Source organism: Kitasatospora sp. NBC_00039 (genome assembly GCF_045160625.1).
Taxonomy (GTDB): Bacteria; Actinomycetota; Actinomycetes; order Streptomycetales; family Streptomycetaceae; genus Kitasatospora.
The window spans coordinates 2,867,379-2,885,714 of record NZ_CP108289.1 but is presented as its reverse complement, the minus strand read 5'-3'; the positions used below and the strand labels follow the sequence as shown (position 1 = coordinate 2,885,714).

The window sequence follows — 18,336 nt, the reverse complement described above, 5'->3', positions numbered from 1 at the left end:
TCCTCTTCCTGCAGGTGGTGGCCGTCGCCGGGTGGGGCGCCGGCGGCCGCCGGGCGGGCCCGGCGCGAACTGTTAGGAAACTTTCCAGTCGCTTGAGACAGGACCGTACGGTCCTCGTCAGGAGGGTGTCAATGGTCGTCACGGCGGTGGATGCCGACTCGTTACCGGGCGGAACGAAGCCCCGCCCCCCGGGTGTCCGGGAGGCGGGGCTTTCATCCGTTTTAGGGTTGCTTCCCCGGCGGTCGGGGTGACCCGGGAGCGGCCGCCAGGGCGACTCGGCCCCGGCGTCAGGGCGACTCGGCCCGGCGGCCGGCGCGGTTTCGCCCCGGAGTCAGGGCGACTTGACTCCGGCGTCGTCGGCCGGCCTGACCGGTGCCGGTATCGGCGCCGTCGCCAGGTAGCGGGGCGAGGCAGGGTCGGCCAGCGCGGACGGCGGGGCGGCGTCGGTGGGTGCGGGCGCCGTGGCCGTTGTCAGGACCACCGCCGCCGCGGCCGTCCCGGCGGCCGCGCCCGCGGCGGCGCCGGCCGGCACGACCTCCTCCTTGACCTTGATCCCGGCCAGGTCGAACGCGGCCTTCAGCCGCTGCCGCAGCGCCCGCGCCACCGTCAGCGACTTGCCCGGCGCCGTCCGGGCCTCGACCCGCAGCACCACCGAGTCCGCCGCCACCGACTCCACGCCCAGGATCGACACGGGCGCCCAGACCAGCTCGTCGAACGGCGCCTCCTTGGCGAGCGTCTCCGCCGTCTCCTTGATCAGCGCCTCGACCCGGACGAGGTCCTCCTTGTAGCCGATCTGGACGTCCACCGAGGCGGTCGACCAGCCCTGGCTCATGTTGGCGATCCGCTTCACCTCGCCGTTGCGGATGTACCAGATCTCGCCGTTGGCCCCGCGCAGCTTGGTCACCCGCAGGCCGACCTCCAGCACCGTCCCGGTGGCCACCCCGGTGTCGATCTCGTCGCCCACGCCGTACTGGTCCTCCATGATCATGAAGACCCCGGAGAGGAAGTCGGTGACCAGGTTGCGGGCGCCGAAACCGATCGCCACACCGGCCACACCGGCGCTCGCCAGCAACGGGGCCAGGTTCACCCCGAGCGCCGCGAGCACCATCAGCGCGGCCGTGCCCAGGATGGTGAACGACGCGACGCTGCGCAGCACCGAGCCGATCGCCTCCGAGCGCTGCTGGCGCCGCTCGGGGTTGACCACGCCGGTGTTGGCCAGCAGCCCGCCGAGCCGGCCGGGCTCGTCCTCGCTCTCGTGCGGCCTGGTCATCCGCGCTATCAGCTGGGTGATCAGCTTGCGCACCACGGCCCGAAGCACCAGCGCCAGCACGATGATGAAGACGATCCGCACACCGCCGGCCAGCCACTCCTGCCAGTGCGAGTCGAACCAGCCGGCCGCCTGCCTGGTGGTGTCGCTGACCTCCTGCGCGCTGGTCGGGATTCTGAGGTCGAGCTGGGGCACTCCGGGGGCCGTCGGGCTCGGGGACGGGCTCGGGGGCGCGGCCGAGCCCGACGTGGCCGGGAGTGTCGTCGTGGACGTGAGCGTCGTGGACGCGTCGGCGAGGAGGCCGGCGGCACCGGACCAGAACACGTGCGGGACCTTCCTGCAGGGGGGTGTGGCACAGCCCGCCGGCGCGGAAGCACGCCCCTGGCCTGCGGACCGTCCGCCCCAGCCTATCGGCCGCCGGACCACCCGCCGGACACGCACGGGAGCCCCCGGGCCGGCGGGGAGGCGCCGCCGCCGGGCGTGCGGAAACCGTCCGGACGCCCCGTCAACGACCCGGCGCGCCCCCGATCCGCCCCCGAACCGCCCGCGCTTCGCCCCCGGCAAACGCCCCCGACCGGCGCCGCACCGCCCGCCGCTCCGGCTGCTCCGACCGGCCGAGCCGTCCCCCGGAAGGGCACCCGGGTGCAACCCGTCCGACGCCTGGGCATACCGGGTATGACAGAAACCACACCCGGAGTTCATCCCCGGTCCGTTACACAGGAGTGGTGGCGCCGTACAAAGGCGTAAGGCGACACTGGGGGAGATCACGCACCCGTTGCGTGGTCCAACCGCTCGTCCCGGCGCGAGCCACGCGCCGCAGGCGTCCAAGGAGGCATCCGTGCCGCATGTCCTGGTCCTCAACGCGTCCTACGAGCCACTCGGCGTCGTATCGATGCGCCGCGCACTCATCCTGGTCCTCAACCACAAGGCGGTCAGCCTGGAGGATTCGGGAGTCACTCTGCACAGCGCCACCAACGCCCTTCCGGCGCCGTCCGTCGTCCGTCTGACCCGCTTCGTCCGGGTCCCGTTCTGCGGGCCCGTCCCGCTCACCCGCCGGGCGCTGTTCGCCCGTGACCACGGCCGTTGCGTCTACTGCGGGGCCGCCGCCACCAGCGTCGACCACGTCATCCCGCGCAGCCGCGGCGGCCAGCACCGGTGGGACAACGTGGTGGCAGCCTGCCGCCGCTGCAACCACACCAAGGCCGACCGCCACCTGACCGAGCTCGGCTGGCGGATGAAGCGCCCACCGGCCCCGCCGAGCGGCCTGGCCTGGCGCATCATCGGCACCGGGATCAGGGACCCGCGCTGGCGGCCCTACCTGGAGCCGTACGGCGGCGGCGACCTGCTGCGCGCCCCGCAGTGGGGCGAGTACGAACATCACGACCATACCGAGGCCGGGCACACGGTGCCGCTCGGCCGGGCGCACGCCGCCCACCCAGCCCCCGTCCGCCGCGGTGAGCAGCCCGAACCGCTCTCCGCCTGACCCCGCTCCACAAGGGCTTGCCCGTCATCACCATCGGTACGCCTCATGGGCCGCCGCGCACCCCGCACCGGGGAGCGCGGCGGCCCGCCGTTCGTGGCCGGCCCGCTCGCCCCGGGACTGTGGTGCCCCGGGCGTCGCCGGGGCCAGCCTGCCGCCGAGCCGCGGGGCGTTACGGCTTCGGCGGCGTCGTGCCCGGTGCGGCCGGTGCGGTCGGCGGTGTGGCCGGGGCAGTGGCGGGCGGCGTGGACGGGGTGACCGGCGGCGGGGTCTGCCCGGCCGGCGGGGCCGCCGGGGTGACGGCGTACAGCTCGACGCCCCAGAGCGAGTAGCCGTACTTGGTGGCCCGGGCCACGCCCTGCACCCGCACGAACTTCGCCCCCGGCGCGTCGAAGCGCACCGTCTCGTTGCCGCCCTTGCCGTCCTCCACCGTCGCCACGGTGGTCCAGCCGACGCCGTCCGCCGAGGTCTGGATCTTGTACGCGGAGGCGTACGCCGCCTGCCAGTGCAGCACCGCCGAGCCCAGGTGCGCGGCCTGTGGCAGCTCCAGCCGGACCCAGGCGTCGTCCTTCGCCGGCGAGGACCAGCGGGTCTTCGGGTCGCCGTCGGCCACCGCCGAGGCGGGGAAGTTCGGCGTCTCGTCGGCCGAGGAGCTCGCCTGCGCGGTGGTGGCCAGGTCCGGCCCGCCGGTCGGCGGCACCACGTGCACCTGGAGCACCTGCCGGACGGTGGCCGACCCGGCCACGAACAGCACCGGCACCTGGTACGTCCCGGACGGCGTGTCCGGAGCGGCGCTGACCAGCAGCGGAACGCCGACCCGGCCGCCGCGCGGCACGTTCACCCCGGACACCGGGGCCACGGTCAGGCCCTTGGCGACGGCCGGCACCTCGGTGCGCAGCTCGCCGGTCACCCCCTCCGGGCGGCCCGCCTCGATCATCGCCCGGGCCTGCACCGGTGCGGTCGCTCCGGTCACCACGTCCACCGCCGCGTCGGCCAGGCTGAGCCGGGCCGCCGGGACGTCCGCGTACCAGGGGATCACCTGGTTGACCACCGGCGGCTCCCCGCCCGGCTTCCAGGCCAGCCGGAACGCGTCCGCGCTCTGGCCGCCGGCCGGCAGCTCGTTGTAGCCGGGCTGGACGGTGCCGATCTCCACCCAGGTGCCGTCCTCGCGGCGCAGCGCGACCGTGGCGGACGCCCGCACGTTCGGGTCGGTGAGGATGGTCAGCCGGTCCAGCGGCCGGGCCGCGCCCAGTTCGACGGTGAGCGGCTCGTCCGAGGCGGTCGGCGCGGTGGCCGCCCGGTAGGCGGTGTCCGGGTTGCCGTCCAGCACGGCGGTGGCCGAGGCGCCGGGCAGCGCGGCCGGACCGCCGGTGACGCTGGCCGGGGCCTCGTCGGGCGCGGTCACGGTGAACTCGCGCACCGCCACCGCGGTCTTCTGCGCGGCGGTGGCGCGCAGCCGCACCCCGCGGACCACCGTCCCGGCGGGCAGCTGGGCGGTGACGCTCTTCTGGTTCTTCACCTGCGTCAGCTGCTTCCAGCCGCCCTCGCCGGTGGTGTACTCCAGCACGCCGTCGCGGATGTAGTCGTCCACCGCGGTCCCGCCGTCCGGGCCGCTGCCCCAGGAGCCCATCAGCACGGTGACGCTGCCGACCGGGCGGCCGCCGCCGAGGTCCAGGCCGACCGAGTCGCCCGGCTGCGGCGGCGCCGAGCTCCAGTAGAACGTGTCGGCCACGCCGTCGGTCATCAGCGCCGGCAGGTGGTCGTGCGCGGTGCCGAGCGTGCTGGTCGCGGTGATCCCGCCGCCGACCACGCCGGCCCAGTTGTCGGCGGCCCGGACGGCGCGCTCCAGGAACGGGCCGAGCACGCCCGCGCCGACCGTCGCCGGGCTCTGGCCCAGCTGCTCACGCAGCTTGTTCAGCTCCACCCGGGCCTTCCAGGCGGCCGCGCCGTCGCCGCCGCGCTGCGCCAGCAGCATGTCCAGCGCGGCCTGGCCGGCGAGGCCGTAGTCGCGCAGCGGTGCCAGCCAGGGGCCGGCCTCGGCGGCCAGCGGCGCGGTGGCCGGGGTCGCGGCCAGGGTCTGCTGCGCGGCGGCCATCGCGGCGAAGGCGTCGCGCAGCGGGCCCGCCGCCTCTATCAGCTTGGCGAGGTCCGGCGCGGCCCCCGCGTTCGGCTCGGCGGTCGCCCAGAACCGCTCCAGCAGCGGGGCGATGTAGCCGGACTCCTGCTTGGACAGCGGCGAGGAGGAGCTGTTGCCGGCCAGCGCCGTGACGGCCGACAGCGCCGCCCCGGCCGGGGTGGTCGCCGCGCCGGTCGGACCGGCCAGCGACCGCAGCGCGGCCTGCCAGGACTCCTCCGGCTTGTACGCGGCGGGGTTCCAGGCGAAGTCTCCGGCGGTGGACAGCGCGATCCGGGAGGCGACGGGCTGCTGCATCGCGCCGGTCAGCATGACGGCCGACCTGGTGGCGACCTCCGCGTCCCGCCCGGTGTAGGCGCCGAGGAAGAGCCGGTCCGGGTCGGCGTCGTTGACCGGGTAGTTGTCCATGGTGACCAGCGGATGCCCGTACAGGCTGCCGGTGTCGGCGGTCTGAGCGCCCGTGATCTTCTCCGGGATCACGCCGACCCCGCTCCACGCCACCTGCACGCCCTCCGGCAGCGCCGCCGCCAGGGCCTTGCGGTACGGCGTGCTGCCCTGCTGGTGGTACTCGGTCGGCACCACGGAGAGCGGGGCCAGCACCGGGTTCCTGGCGATCAGCCGGTCGTGCACCTTGGCGACCAGCTCGGCCTGCGCCTTGGCGGCGGCGGCCGGCCCGGTGCCGTACTTGGACCGGTCCTCGCTGCAGTGCCACTCGTCGTAGGAGACGTCCAGGAACTGCAGCTGGAACGCGGTGAAGCCGAGCTTGCGCAGCCCGTCCAGCTTGGCGACCAGCGTGTCCGCGTCCTTGGCCGAGCTGTAGCAGAGCGACTGCCCCGGGTCGATCGCGTACCCGAGCCCCACGTGGTTCTTCCGGGCCCGGGCGGCCAGCGCCTTCAGCTCCTCGGCCCGTGCCTGCGGGTAGCCGTCCCGCCAGCGGGAGAGCCGGTACGGGTCGTCGCCCGGTGCGTACAGGTAGAAGTTCTGCTTCGACCGGCCGAGGAAGTCCAGCTGGTCCAGCCGCTGCTGCTGGCTCCACGGCGTGCCGTAGAACGCCTCCGCGGTGCCGCGCACCGGGGCGCCCGACGGCCAGTCGCGCAGCGTGATCCCCGGCAGCCCCAGGCCCGCCGCGCCCGGCGCCTGCCCCTGGCCGGCCGGCACCGCGGCCAGCAGCTGGCGCAGCGACTGCGCGGCGTAGAACGTGCCCGCCGCGTCCGTCCCGGCCAGCACCACCACGCCGTACGTCCCGCCGCCCTGCGCCGGCAGCTGGCCCGCCGACAGCACGTACCCGCCGGCCGGCATCCCGGCGGTGGACGGCGCGGCACCGTCCTTGCCGCCCGCGGCCGCGGTCAGCTCCCGCAGCACCCGGTCCACCTCGCCGCCCGCCCCCTCGGCGGGCCCGCCGATGTAGACCACCAACGACCCGGCGGCCGGCGTTCCGGCGTCCTCCTGCGGCGTCACCGACGTCGCCCCGGCCACGCCCAGCACCTCGTGGACGGCGTCCACCGCCCCGAGGTCCGCCTTCGGCGCGGGCACCAGCGTGACGGCGGCGGGCACCGCGACCGGCTTCCCGGCCACGCTCTGCTCCTGCGGCCGCGGGAACACCTGAGGGTTGGTGACACTCCCCAGCGGCGTCTGCGCCGCCGTGCTCACCACGTCCGGCCCCGGGCCGTACGCGTACGCCACCGGCCCGCTCACCAGCAGCCCCCCGACCACCGCGGCCGCCGACAGCGTCGCCGCGATCTGCAGCGTCCTGCGGCTGGGCGCCCCCGGCCGCTCGGCCAGCGCCCGCTCCGCCCGCACCGAGGCGAGCAGCGGCTGCGTCCCCTTGAGGTCGGCGATCAGCCGGTCGGCGGTCCTGGGGGCCAGTTGACGGCACGTCCGCGCCGTCAGCTGACGCGCCGCGATCGCGGCCGGGTGGTACAACACGTCGCGCAGCGCCGGGCTCTGCTCCAACTGCTGCCGCAACCGACGCCCTGCAGCGACGGACACTCGGGCTTGCACAGGAGCCTCCTCGCCAGGCAACGACCACATCGCGCCAAAGCCCACCAGTTGGCCCAGCCGGTGTCAACGCCGTCGACGGCTATGACTAGTTTGTCCGTTTTATTGCCGACTGAGGCCGCCACGCCCTATTCACGCGGCGGCCACCTGGTCACCACCGGGACCCCCGTCGTTCCGTCGTGGCCGCACACCCGGTACGAGGCCCGAAGCACTCCCGCCGTGCCGGTCCGGCGTCCCGGCCGCCCGCTGCCCGCGGCCGGCACCCCGCGGAGCCGTGGACCCGCACGCCGCCGCCCTCCTGATCCCGTACCGGTCCGCGTCGCAGCTCGCAGCCCCGCCGCCGGCCGCGCGCCCGGCCGCCCGTTCACCGTGTGTCGCGCGGGGTCACCGGGCCGTTACGCGGGTAGGACTGTGGCTGTTCTGACCGGGCTTTCCCGAGACATCGCAGGAGCCGCGAGTGGCCGCTTATCTCGACCGTGACGGAGCCGACGGCCTGGAGGTGCCCGCGCAGGACGCGCCGGCCCCTCCGGCCGAGCTGGTGGCGTTGGCGCAGGCGTACGGGGTGGACCAGGCGTATCAGCCGGGGGCACGGACGCTGGTGGCGGTGCTGGGTGCGTTGGGGGTGGAGGCGGGGACGCCGGAGGCGGCGCGGGCGGCGCTGGAGCGTCACCGGGCCGCGCAGCGGGCGCGGTTGCTGCCGCCGTGCGTCGTCGTGCGGCAGGGGCACAGGACGGCGCTGGACGCGCCGGCCGACGTGCGGTTGAGCGTCGAGCTGGAGGACGGCGGGGTCTGGGAGCTGCCGCGCGGGCACTCGCACTGGCTGCCGGCCGATCTGCCGCTGGGGCGGCACACCCTGAAAGCGGAGACAGCGGAGAAGGTGCAGCGCGCGCACCTGATCGTCGCCCCGGAGCGGCTGCCGCAGCTGCCCGGCCGCAGCTGGGGCTTCCTCGCACAGCTGTACTCCGTCCTCTCCGACCGCTCCTGGGGCATGGGCGACCTCGGCGACCTCGCCGAGCTGGCCCAGTGGGCCGGAGCGGGCCTCGGGGCCGGGTTCGTGCAGATCAACCCGCTCCACGCCGCCCTCCCCTCGACGCCCTCCGACCCGTCCCCCTACCGCCCCTCCTCCCGCCGCTTCGCCGACCCCGTCCACCTGCGGGTCGAAGCGGTGCCCGAGTACGCGTACCTGACGGGCGAGCAGCGCGCGGAGGCCGAGGAACTGGGCCGCCGGGCCGTGCGGCTGCGTGCCGAGGTGCTGGGCCACGACGGCCTGATCGACCGGGACGCGGTCTGGGCACTGAAGCGCCGTGCCCTGGAGCTGCTGCACGAGGTGCCGCGCGGCGCGGGCCGCCAGGCCGCGTACGACACCTATCGGGAGCGGGAGGGCGAGTGGCTGGAGCGGTACGCCCTCTGGAACGCCCTCGCCGAGGCGCACGGCGCCGACTGGCACGCCTGGCCGAAGGGGCTGCGCCACCCGGGGAGCCCGCACGTCACCCTCGCCGCCGAGGAGCACCGGGAGGCGGTCGAGTTCCACCGCTGGCTCGCCTGGCAGCTGGACCAGCAGCTCGCCCACGCCCAGCAGGCGGCCCGTACGGCCGGCATGCCGGTCGGCCTGATCCACGACCTCGCGGTCGGTGCGCACCCGGACGGCGCCGACGCCTGGGCGCTCCAGGACGTCCTCGCCACCGGTATCTCGGTCGGCGCCCCGCCGGACGCCTTCAACGCCCACGGCCAGGACTGGGGCCTGCCGCCCTGGCGTCCGGATGCGCTCGCCGCGGCCGGCTACGCCCCGTACGCCGAGCTGCTCCGGTCGGCCGCCCGGCACGCGGGGGCGATCAGGATCGACCACGTGATGGGCCTGTTCCGGCTCTGGTGGGTGCCGGAGGGCCATGCGCCGACCGAGGGCGCGTACGTCCGCTACGACGCGGAGGCGATGCTCGGCGTGCTGGCCCTGGAGGCGCACCGGGCGGGGACGGCGGTGATCGGCGAGGACCTGGGCACGGTGGAGCCGGGCGTCCGCGAGGAGTTGGCGGCGCGCGGCATCCTCGGTACGTCCGTGCTCTGGTTCGAGCGGGACTGGCAGGCCAAGGGCGAGATCCTCGCGCCGGAGCGGTGGCGGCCGGGCAGTCTGGCCACCCTGACCACCCATGACCTGCCGAGCACGGCGGCCCGGCTCTCCGGCGAGCACGTCGAGCTGCGGCACCGGCTCGGTCTGCTGGCGCGCTCGCTCGGCGAGGAGCAGGCGGAGGCGGCGGCCGACCTGGCCGACTGGCGGGCCGAGCTGGCCCGGCTGGGTCTGCTGGCCGAGGGCGAGCCGCTCTCCGTGCAGGCGCTGTACCGGTTCCTGCGGGCCACCCCGGCCGAGCTGGTGGGCGTCTGGCTGCCGGACCTGGTGGGCGATCCGCGCCCGCAGAACCTGCCCGGCACCTGGGACCAGTACCCGAACTGGCGGCTGCCGGTCGCCGACGGCGCGGGGTACCCGGTGACGCTGGACGCGATCGCCGCGGACCCGGCGGCGACTACGCTCGCCGCCGTGCTGGGGGAGCGTCCCGCGGGAGCAGCCCGAAAGGCCGACCCCGCCGCGCGCGGTGACGTAAGCGGCGGGTAAGTTGGGCGCCGTGGACAAGAGGAACGCTTTGCGAGCCGGTGCGGTCACCGCAACGGTCACGCTGATGATGCTGCTGTCGTCGCCCGCCATGGCCCTCACCCCGGACGACGGCGACGACCCGGGAGCCGGCCTGAGCGTCGCCCAGGTCCTCGGCCTGTACGTCTTCATCCCGATCGCGTCGTTCGTGATCATCGCGGCCCTGGCCGCGATGCCGTACGGCAGCAAGGGCGGCAAGAAGTAGCCGAGGGGGCTCTCTCCACCCACCCCGTACAACGCCCGAGGGGGCGCCGGACACCGTCCGGCGCCCCCTCGGGCGTTTCTCCGTGCCCCGGGGAGCGGGCGCGGGTACCGGGGGCCGCAGGCGGAACCCGCGCCCCCCGGCGGTGCGTCAGTGCCCCAGCTCCCGGGCGCCCGCCGCGCGGTCGGCCACCTGGGCCTTCAGCGCGCGCTCGATCCCGGCCCGCGCCTCGATGACCTGCCGCCGCAGCGCCGGCGCCGGCTCGGCCGAGGCCAGCCAGGCGTCGGTGGCGTCCAGCGTGGCCTGCTCGACCTGGACGGCCGGGTACAGGCCGACGATGATCTGCTGCGAGATCTCGTGGCTGCGGGTCTCCCAGATGCCCTTGACGGCCGCGAAGTACTTCGCGGTGAACGACGCCAGCAGCTCACGCTGGTCGGCCTGCTGGAAGCCGGCGATCACGGCCTCCTGGACGTAGTTGGTGAGATTGTCCGACTCCACCACGGAGGCCCAGGCCTCCGCCTTGGCCTCGGCGGTCGGCCGGGCGGCGCGGCAGGTGGCGGCGTGCTCCTGGCCGGCCGCCGTGTTGTCGCGCTCCAGCTCGGCCGCGACGGCGGCCTCGTCGGCGCGGCCGGTGGCGGAGAGCCGGCCCAGCAGCGTCCAGCGCAGCTCGGTGTCGACGGCCAGGCCCTTCAGCTCGACCGAGCCGTCCAGCAGGCCGGCGAGCAGGCCGAGCTGACCGTCGGTACGGGCGACCGAGGCCAGTGCGCGGGCCCAGGCCAGCTGGTGGTCGCTGCCGGGCTCGGCGGCGCGCAGCTGCGCCTCGGCGGCCTCGGCCCAGCGGGCCAGGCCCTGCTCGCGCCAGGCCGGGTCGGCGTAGGCGTCGAGGGCGAGCTTGACCTGGCGGTGCACCGACTGGACGACGCCGATGTCGGACTCCCGGCCGAGGCCGGAGACGGCGAGTGCCAGGTAGTCGCGGGTGGCGAGCTCGCCGTCGCGGGTCATGTCCCAGGCGGAGGCCCAGCACAGGGCGCGCGGCAGCGAGTCGGTGAAGCCGCCGAGGTGCTCGGTGACGACGGCCAGCGAGTCCTCGTCCAGACGGACCTTGGCGTACGAGAGGTCGTCGTCGTTGAGCAGGATGACGGCCGGGCGGTGCCGGCCGACCAGCTGCGGGACGTCGGTGCGCGGGCCGTCGACGTCCAGCTCGATCCGGTCGGTGCGGACCAGCGAGCCGTCCGTCAGCTCGTACAGGCCGATGGCGATCCGGTGCGGGCGGAGCACCGCCTCGCCCTTAGCACCGGCCGGCAGCGCGGGGGCCTCCTGGAGGACGGCGAAGGACTCGATCTCGCCGTCGGTGTTGAGGGTGAGCGCGGGGCGCAGCACGTTGATGCCGGCCGTCTCCAGCCAGGCCTTGGACCAGGCCTTGAGGTCGCGTCCGCTGGCCTTCTCCAGGGCGCCGAGCAGGTCGCTCAGGCGGGTGTTGCCCCAGGCGTGCTGCTTGAAGTAGGCCTGCACGCCCTGGAAGAAGGCGTCCTGGCCGACGTACGCCACCAGCTGCTTGAGCACCGAGGCGCCCTTGGCGTAGGTGATGCCGTCGAAGTTGACCTGGACGTCCTCCAGGTCGTTGATGTCGGCCATGATCGGGTGGGTGGACGGCAGCTGGTCCTGCCGGTACGCCCAGGTCTTCATCTGGTTGGCGAAGGTGGTCCAGGAGTGCGGCCACTGCGAACCGGGTGCCTCGGCCTGGCAGACGGCCTCGGCGAAGGTGGCGAACGACTCGTTGAGCCAGAGGTCGTTCCACCACTCCATGGTGACGAGGTCGCCGAACCACATGTGGGCGAGCTCGTGCAGGATGGTGGCGGCCCGCGCCTCGTACGCGGCGTCGGTCACCTTGGACCGGAACACGTACTGGTCGCGAAGGGTGACGGCGCCCGCGTTCTCCATCGCGCCGGCGTTGAACTCCGGGACGAACAGCTGGTCGTACTTGGCGAACGGGTACGGGTAGTCGAACTTCTCCTGGAAGTAGTCGAAACCCTGCTTGGTGACCGCGAAGATCGCCTCGGCGTCCAGGAACTCGCGCAGCGAGGGGCGGCAGTAGACGCCCAGCGGCACCTTCTGGTCGCCGTTCTCGTAGGTGTCGAAGACGCCGACGTAAGGGCCGGCGACGAGCGCGGTGATGTAGCTGGAGATCCGGCCGGTCGGCTCGAAGTTCCAGACCTGGGTGTCACCGTCGCCGACCGGGGCCGGGGTGGGGGAGTTGGAGACGACGACCCAGCCCTTGGGGGCGGTCACGGTGAAGGTGAACGCGGCCTTGAGGTCGGGCTGTTCGAAGGCGGCGAAGACCCGGCGGGCGTCCGGCACCTCGAACTGGGTGTACAGGTACGTCTCGCCGTCGACCGGGTCGACGAACCGGTGAAGGCCCTCACCGGTGTTGGTGTAGGCGCAGTCGGCGACGACGCGCAGCTCGTTCTCGGCGGCCAGGTTCGGCAGCGCGATCCGGCTGTCGGCGAAGTTGGCGTTGTCGAGTCGCTCGCCGTTGAGCGTGATCTCCTGGACGCTCGGGGCGACCAGGTCGATGAAGGTGGCCGCGCCGGGGGTGCGCGAGGTGAACCGGACCACCGTGGTGGACCGGAAGGTGCCTCCCTCGCGGGCCGAGCCGAGGTCGAGCTCGATGTCGTACGCGTCCACGTGCAGGAGGGCGGCCCGGGTGCGGGCCTCCTCACGCGTCAGGTTGGTGCCGGGCACTCGCAGGACTCCTTCGTCAGGCTTGATGCCTCGCATCCTCCCATGTCCGGTCGTCCGCGCCGGGGGAATTCCCGGGGGAACGCCACCGGGCGGGGCAGGGGCGGGCCGGTGGGCCCGCTCCCGCCCCGCCCGGCCGTGCCGACGGGTGGTCAGCCCCTCAGGGCCGGCGCGTCACTTCTTGACGAACTTGATCACCGGGCTGTCCGAGCCGGAGCTGCGGGAGAAGCCGTACAGCGAGCCGTCGGACTGCACCACGTACTCGGTGGAGCTGGCGTACATGCTGTCGGCGGCCTTGTTCTGGGTGAGGTTGCCGAGCTCGCTCACCGAACCGTCGGCCGGCGAGAGCGTCACCAGCTTGGAGTCCTTGTTGTAGCCCATGTCCAGCACGGCGCGGATCTTGCCGTCCTTGTCGGTGCCGGAGACCAGCCGGATGCCGTCGCTGGCACTGCCGGTGGACGACCAGAGCCGCTTGCCGCTGGTCAGGTCGTAGGCGTTGATGGCGGGCTTGCTCGGGTTGGTCTGGACGTACAGCGTGGTCCCGCTCACCACGCTCTGGGTGAACGCGTCGGCCTGGCCGGAGAGGCGCAGGCTGTCGGCGCCGGCCTCCTTGACCGACATCGGGTTCATCGGCTTGTTGCTCTTGTCGAACGGCAGGATGTAGTCGCCGTTCGGGCCGCTGGTGACCAGCAGCACCAGCGGCTGGTCCGAGACGACCTTGTCGACCCGCTCGATGCTGCCGGTCAGCGGGATCGGCGCGCCGCTGGTGGTCTTGCCGGTGTCCGTGTCGACCAGGACCAGCTGGGACTTGGTGGTGGTGTTGAGCCCGTAGCAGCGGTCGCTGACCGCGATCTGGGCGCCGGCCGCCTTGCCGTAGACGCTGCAGTCCTTCTCGCGCGGCTGGAACTGCCAGGCCGGCGAGCCGTCGCTGATGTTCACGGCGCCGACCATGTTGCCGCCGATGCCGATGACCTTCTCGGTGACGCTCAGGGTGGGCGAGGACATCCGGTCCTGGCTGACCTTGGCCGTCCAGAGCAGCTTGCCGGTGCTGACGTCGACCGCGCCGACGGTGGAGCAGTCGCTGTCACCGGTGTTGAGCGCGACCGCGGCGATGTGCTTGGAGTTCACGCCGTACGAGGCGGCGCAGAACTCCTTGCTGCCGGCCGGCGGGGCGATCGTCCACAGCTCCTTGCCGTCGGCCGAGTTGAGGCCGCGGATGCCGTAGCTGTCGGCGCGCACGATGGCCTTGTCGGCGCCCCAGATGCCGAGCATCTGCGAGCCGCTGGTCGCGTTGGCCGGCTTGGCGGCGGCCCAGGCGAGGTTGTAGGCGCCTGCCTTGCCCGCGGTACCACCGGTGGTACCGCCCGGGCCGTTCGCGGTGGTGGGGTCGGTGGTGTTGCCGCCGGTGACGCCGCCGGCACTGGTGGTGCTGCTGCCGCCGGGGTCGTCGGGGTTGCCCTGGAACAGCACGATCAGGCCGGCGACGATGGCGATCGCCAGCACACCGCCGATGATGCCGCCCCAGAGCATCACCGGGTTGCGCTGCTTGGGTGCCGGAGCCACCGGCGCACCCGGGTAGGTGTACCCGGCCTGCTGCTGCGGGTAGGCGTAGCCGGTCCCGCCGCCGTCGGTGGGCGGGGCGGTGTAGCCGTACTGCTGGCCGCTGTTGGGGGCGGCGAACGGGGGCTGGGCCGGGTCGTACGGGCCGACCGGTGCGCCGGGCGGGGGTGGCGGCGTGCCCTGCGCGGGGAAGGCTGCGGCGGTGGGCGCGTAGGCGTAGTCACTGCCCGGCGGCTGGGCCGGGGGCTGCCCCGGCGGCGTGCCGGGCGCGGCCCCCGGCCCAGCCGGTCCACCCTGCCCGGGGACCGGTGCCCCGTCGAGCTGTGTCATCTGGTCCGCCATGGCGGCCGGGTCGGGCGCGCCGCCGGGCGTGCGCCCGAGCGAGACGCCCCGGTTGTCCTGCGGACCGCTGCCGGTCGTGTCGCCTGCCCCCGGCGTAGGGTGATCCCCTGCCATCTGATGCCCCGTCATGTCTGGAAGCGTCCCCCGGCCGGTCACGTCCGAGGCCGGTGGGACGGGTGAGATTGGGCACCATCGTACGGGTGGCCCGTTTTGGCCCGGCTCCAGGAGCCCCGAACCCCGCGCACCGCACCCCTGAGCTGCCCGGCCTTCCCGCAGCCCACCGCCGCCCCCCGCCCCGGCGTGTCGAAGCCCCCCACCTCACCCGCACGGACACTGCGCCACCCCCTCACCTGCCCTCCCCGCCACGCGCGCCCCTCCCGACGCCCGTCGCCGCCTCCCCGACCCCCGCCGTCCGACCCCCGCCGCGCCCTGCCGTGCCGCCGCCGGCCGCGCCACCCGGACGCCCTCGCGCCGCCTCCCCGTCACCCGCCGTTCCACCCACGTCGCCCGTCGCCGCACCCCCGACCCCCTTCAGGGCCTAGGCTTCAGGAGTTGAAGGGATCGCCCGGCGGAGGGGTTCCCTCGCCCTTGGGAGGGTGGATCATGTCGACGGACACACCGGGCTCGCAGTCCTCACTGCACCGGGCGAACCTGGAGCGCGTGCTCCGGGCGGTACGGATGGCCGGCTCGCTGACCCAGGCCGAGATCGCCCGCGGCACCGGGCTCTCCGCGGCCACCGTGTCCAACATCGTCCGGGAACTCAAGGAGAGCGGCACCGTCGTGGTCGCCGACACCTCCTCCGGCGGCCGCCGCGCCCGCAGCGTCTCGCTCAGCGGCGACGCCGGCATCGTGGTGGGCATCGACTTCGGCCACACCCACCTCCGGGTCGCCGTCGGCAACCTCGCGCACCGGGTGCTCGCCGAGGAGAGCGCCCCGATCGACGTGGACGTCTCGGCCGCCCAGGGCTTCGACCGCGCCGAGGCGCTGGTGGAGCGGCTCCTGGCCCAGGCCGGGTTCCGCCCGGACAAGGTGATCGGGGTGGGGCTCGGGGTCCCCGGCCCGATCGACGTGGAGACCGGCGCGCTCGGCTCCACCGCGATCCTGCCGGGCTGGACGGGCATCGCCCCCGGCCGCGAGCTGGCCGAGCGCCTGGGCATGCCGGTGCACGTGGACAACGACGCCAACCTGGGCGCGCTGGGCGAGCTGGTCTGGGGTGCGGGCCGCGGCCTGAGCGACCTCGCCTACATCAAGGTGGCCAGCGGTGTCGGTGCCGGCCTGGTGGTCAACGGCCAGATCTACCGCGGCCCCGGCGGAACCGCCGGTGAGATCGGGCACATCACCCTGGACGAGGCCGGCCCGGTCTGCCGCTGCGGCAACCGCGGCTGTCTGGAGACCTTCGTCGGCTCCCGCTACCTGCTGGGCCTGCTCTCCACCACCCTCGGCCCGGACCTCTCGCTGCCCCGGGTGGTCGAGCTGGCGCACCAGGGCGATCTGGGCTGCCGCCGGGTGATCGCCGACGCGGGCCGGCAGATCGGCACCGGCGTCGCCACCCTCTGCAACCTGCTCAATCCCCGCCGGGTGATCCTCGGCGGCGACCTCGCCGACGCCGGTGAGCTGGTGCTGGCCCCGATCCGGGATTCGGTGGCCCGCTACGCCATCCCGAGCGCGGCCCGCCAGCTGTCGGTGGTCCCGGGCACCCTGGGCGGCCGGGCCGAGGTGCTGGGCGCGCTGGCGCTGGTGATGAGCGAGATGGACGACTCCGGGACGCTCGGCAGATCCGTACAGGCGTCCGTCGCCCGACCGTGAGTACCCGCCGGGGGACCCTCCGTGGCCGTCTGCGCGCCCCGTACGGCGATTGCCGGCGGGTGGTGGTGGGCGCCCCGCTCGGCGTCCGGTAAGTGGACATTAGACTCGACCGGTCGGCACCGACCGAGTTCGTCGGACCGCGCCGGCACACCGGGCAGCGACGCCCGTCGGACCGCCCGCGGTCCGCGACTTTGAACGAGGAGGAACGGGTGGCCCTGCTGACCCGCATTCGGGGACCGCGCGATCTCGACCGGCTCACGCCCGGACAGCTGGCCACCCTGGCCGAGGAGATCCGGACCTTCCTGGTGACGGAGGTCTCCAAGACGGGCGGCCACCTCGGCCCGAACCTCGGCGTCGTGGAGCTGACTGTCGCGCTGCACCGGGTCTTCGACTCGCCGCGCGACCGCATCCTCTTCGACACCGGCCACCAGAGCTACGTCCACAAGCTGCTCACCGGCCGCCAGGACTTCTCCCGGCTGAAGATGAGCGGCGGCCTCTCCGGCTACCCGTCCCGCGCCGAGTCCGAGCACGACGTGATCGAGAACTCGCACGCCTCCACCGTCATCTCCTACGCGGACGGCCTGGCCAAGGCCAACAAGATCAAGGGCAAGACGGACCCGGTCGTCGCGGTCATCGGCGACGGCGCGCTCACCGGCGGCATGGCCTGGGAGGCGCTCAACAACCTCGCCGACGCCAAGGACCTGCCGGTCGTCATCGTCGTCAACGACAACGAGCGCTCCTACTCGCCGACCATCGGCGGCCTCGCCAACCACCTCGCGACGCTGCGCACCACCCAGGGCTACGAGCGCTTCCTCTCCTGGGGCAAGGACGCCCTGCAGCGCACCCCGGTGGTCGGCCAGCAGCTGTTCGACACGCTGCACGGCGCCAAGAAGGGCCTGAAGGACTTCATCGCCCCGCAGGGCATGTTCGAGGACCTCGGCCTCAAGTACATCGGCCCGATCGACGGCCACGACCTCACCGCCCTGGAGTCGGCGCTCACCAAGGCGCGTGGCTTCGGCGGCCCGGTGATCGTCCACTGCCTCACCGAGAAGGGCCGCGGCTACCACGCGGCCGAGAACAACGACGAGGACCGCTTCCACGCGGTCGGCGTGATCCACCCGGACACCGGCCTGCCGGTCAAGAGCTCGGGCAAGGACTGGACCTCGGTCTTCGGCGAGGAGATGGTCGCGCTCGGCCACGAGCGCGAGGACATCGTCGCCATCACCGCCGCGATGCTCCACCCGGTGGGCCTGGCCCCGTTCGCCAAGGCCTTCCCGGACCGGATCTTCGACGTCGGCATCGCCGAGCAGCACGCCGTCACCAGCGCGGCCGGCCTGGCCACCAACGGCCTGCACCCGGTCTTCGCGGTCTACGCGACCTTCCTCAACCGCGCCTTCGACCAGGTCCTGATGGACGTCGCCCTGCACAAGCTGGGCGTCACCTTCGTCCTGGACCGGGCCGGTGTCACCGGCACCGACGGCGCCTCGCACAACGGCATGTGGGACATGTCGATCCTCCAGGTCGTCCCGGGCCTGCGGCTGGCCGCGCCCCGTGACGCCGACCAGGTCCGTGCCCAGCTGCGCGAGGCCGTCGAGGTCACGGACGCCCCGACGGTGGTCCGCTACTCCAAGGGCACGGTCGGCCCGGCCGTCGCCGCGGTGGGCCGGATCGGCGGCATGGACGTGCTGCGCGAGACCGCGGAGGGTTCGGGGCCGGCCGACGGCCGCCGCGCCGACGTGCTGGTCGTCTCGGTCGGCGCGATGGCCCCGACCAGCCTGGAGGTGGCCGACCTGCTGGCCGCCCAGGGCATCAGCGCGACCGTGGTGGACCCGCGCTGGGTCAAGCCGGTGGACGCGGCCCTGCCGGGCCTGGCCGCCGAGCACCGGGCGGTCGTCACGATCGAGGACAACGGCCGGGTCGGCGGCGTCGGCGCCGCGATCGCGCAGGCGCTGCGCGACGCCGAGGTGGACGTCCCGCTGCGTGACTTCGGCATCCCGCAGGAGTTCCTGGACCACGCCTCCCGGGGCGAGATCCTCGCCGAGATCGGGCTCAACGCGCCGGACATCGCCCGCCAGGTGACCGCGCTGGTCTCCCGGCTCGCCAAGCTGGACGTGGCCACCGTCGAGGCCTGAGCCCGGCCCCGGGCCACCCCGGCCCGCTCCCACGG

General features: G+C 74.2%; 9 protein-coding genes. 5 read left to right on the top strand and 4 right to left on the bottom strand.

The window, feature by feature from the left end; genetic code table 11:
• Positions 1-331: 331 nt before the first annotated feature.
• A complete protein-coding gene (locus OG286_RS12850; RefSeq protein WP_405361580.1) occupies positions 332-1,591 on the bottom strand; it encodes a mechanosensitive ion channel family protein in 1,260 nt (419 codons plus the stop codon).
• Between the two features lie 514 nt (positions 1,592-2,105).
• On the opposite strand from OG286_RS12850, the gene OG286_RS12845 reads away from it, so the two are divergent.
• Positions 2,106-2,750 (top strand): HNH endonuclease, encoded by a 645-nt coding sequence (locus tag OG286_RS12845; RefSeq protein ID WP_405365251.1) that lies wholly within the window; start codon positions 2,106-2,108, stop codon positions 2,748-2,750.
• A 169-nt stretch (positions 2,751-2,919) separates the two neighbouring features.
• On the opposite strand, the gene OG286_RS12840 is transcribed toward OG286_RS12845, so the two are convergent.
• The gene (locus tag OG286_RS12840; protein ID WP_405365249.1) at positions 2,920-6,870 is read right to left on the bottom strand and encodes a beta-N-acetylglucosaminidase domain-containing protein; all 3,951 of its coding nucleotides are present in this window, start codon (positions 6,868-6,870) and stop codon (positions 2,920-2,922) included.
• A 508-nt stretch (positions 6,871-7,378) separates the two neighbouring features.
• Here OG286_RS12840 and malQ point away from each other — a divergent pair.
• Both malQ and OG286_RS12830 read left to right on the top strand, forming a co-directional pair.
• Positions 7,379-9,484 carry a 4-alpha-glucanotransferase gene (gene malQ / locus OG286_RS12835; protein ID WP_396325058.1) on the top strand — a complete coding sequence of 702 codons (2,106 nt, stop codon included), beginning with the start codon at positions 7,379-7,381 and terminating at the stop codon, positions 9,482-9,484.
• A 10-nt stretch (positions 9,485-9,494) separates the two neighbouring features.
• Positions 9,495-9,725 carry a hypothetical protein gene (locus OG286_RS12830; RefSeq protein WP_396325053.1) on the top strand — a complete coding sequence of 77 codons (231 nt, stop codon included), beginning with the start codon at positions 9,495-9,497 and terminating at the stop codon, positions 9,723-9,725.
• A 147-nt stretch (positions 9,726-9,872) separates the two neighbouring features.
• On the opposite strand, the gene pepN is transcribed toward OG286_RS12830, so the two are convergent.
• Both pepN and OG286_RS12820 read right to left on the bottom strand, forming a co-directional pair.
• On the bottom strand, positions 9,873-12,464 hold the full coding sequence (pepN, locus tag OG286_RS12825) for an aminopeptidase N (RefSeq protein ID WP_405361584.1): 2,592 nt from the start codon (positions 12,462-12,464) through the stop codon (positions 9,873-9,875).
• A gap of 171 nt (positions 12,465-12,635) precedes the next feature.
• Entirely contained in the window at positions 12,636-14,477 is a 1,842-nt protein-coding gene (locus OG286_RS12820; protein WP_396325055.1) for a PQQ-binding-like beta-propeller repeat protein, read from the bottom strand.
• A 489-nt stretch (positions 14,478-14,966) separates the two neighbouring features.
• On the opposite strand from OG286_RS12820, the gene OG286_RS12815 reads away from it, so the two are divergent.
• Together OG286_RS12815 and dxs are read left to right on the top strand one after the other, a co-directional pair.
• Positions 14,967-16,169: an ROK family protein gene (locus OG286_RS12815; RefSeq protein ID WP_396320558.1), complete on the top strand. Its 1,203-nt coding sequence runs from the start codon at positions 14,967-14,969 to the stop codon at positions 16,167-16,169.
• Positions 16,170-16,378: 209 nt separating this feature from the next.
• Positions 16,379-18,301, top strand: a complete 1,923-nt coding sequence (gene dxs / locus OG286_RS12810) for a 1-deoxy-D-xylulose-5-phosphate synthase (RefSeq protein WP_396320557.1) — start codon at positions 16,379-16,381, stop codon at positions 18,299-18,301.
• The last annotated feature ends 35 nt before the right edge of the window (positions 18,302-18,336 follow it).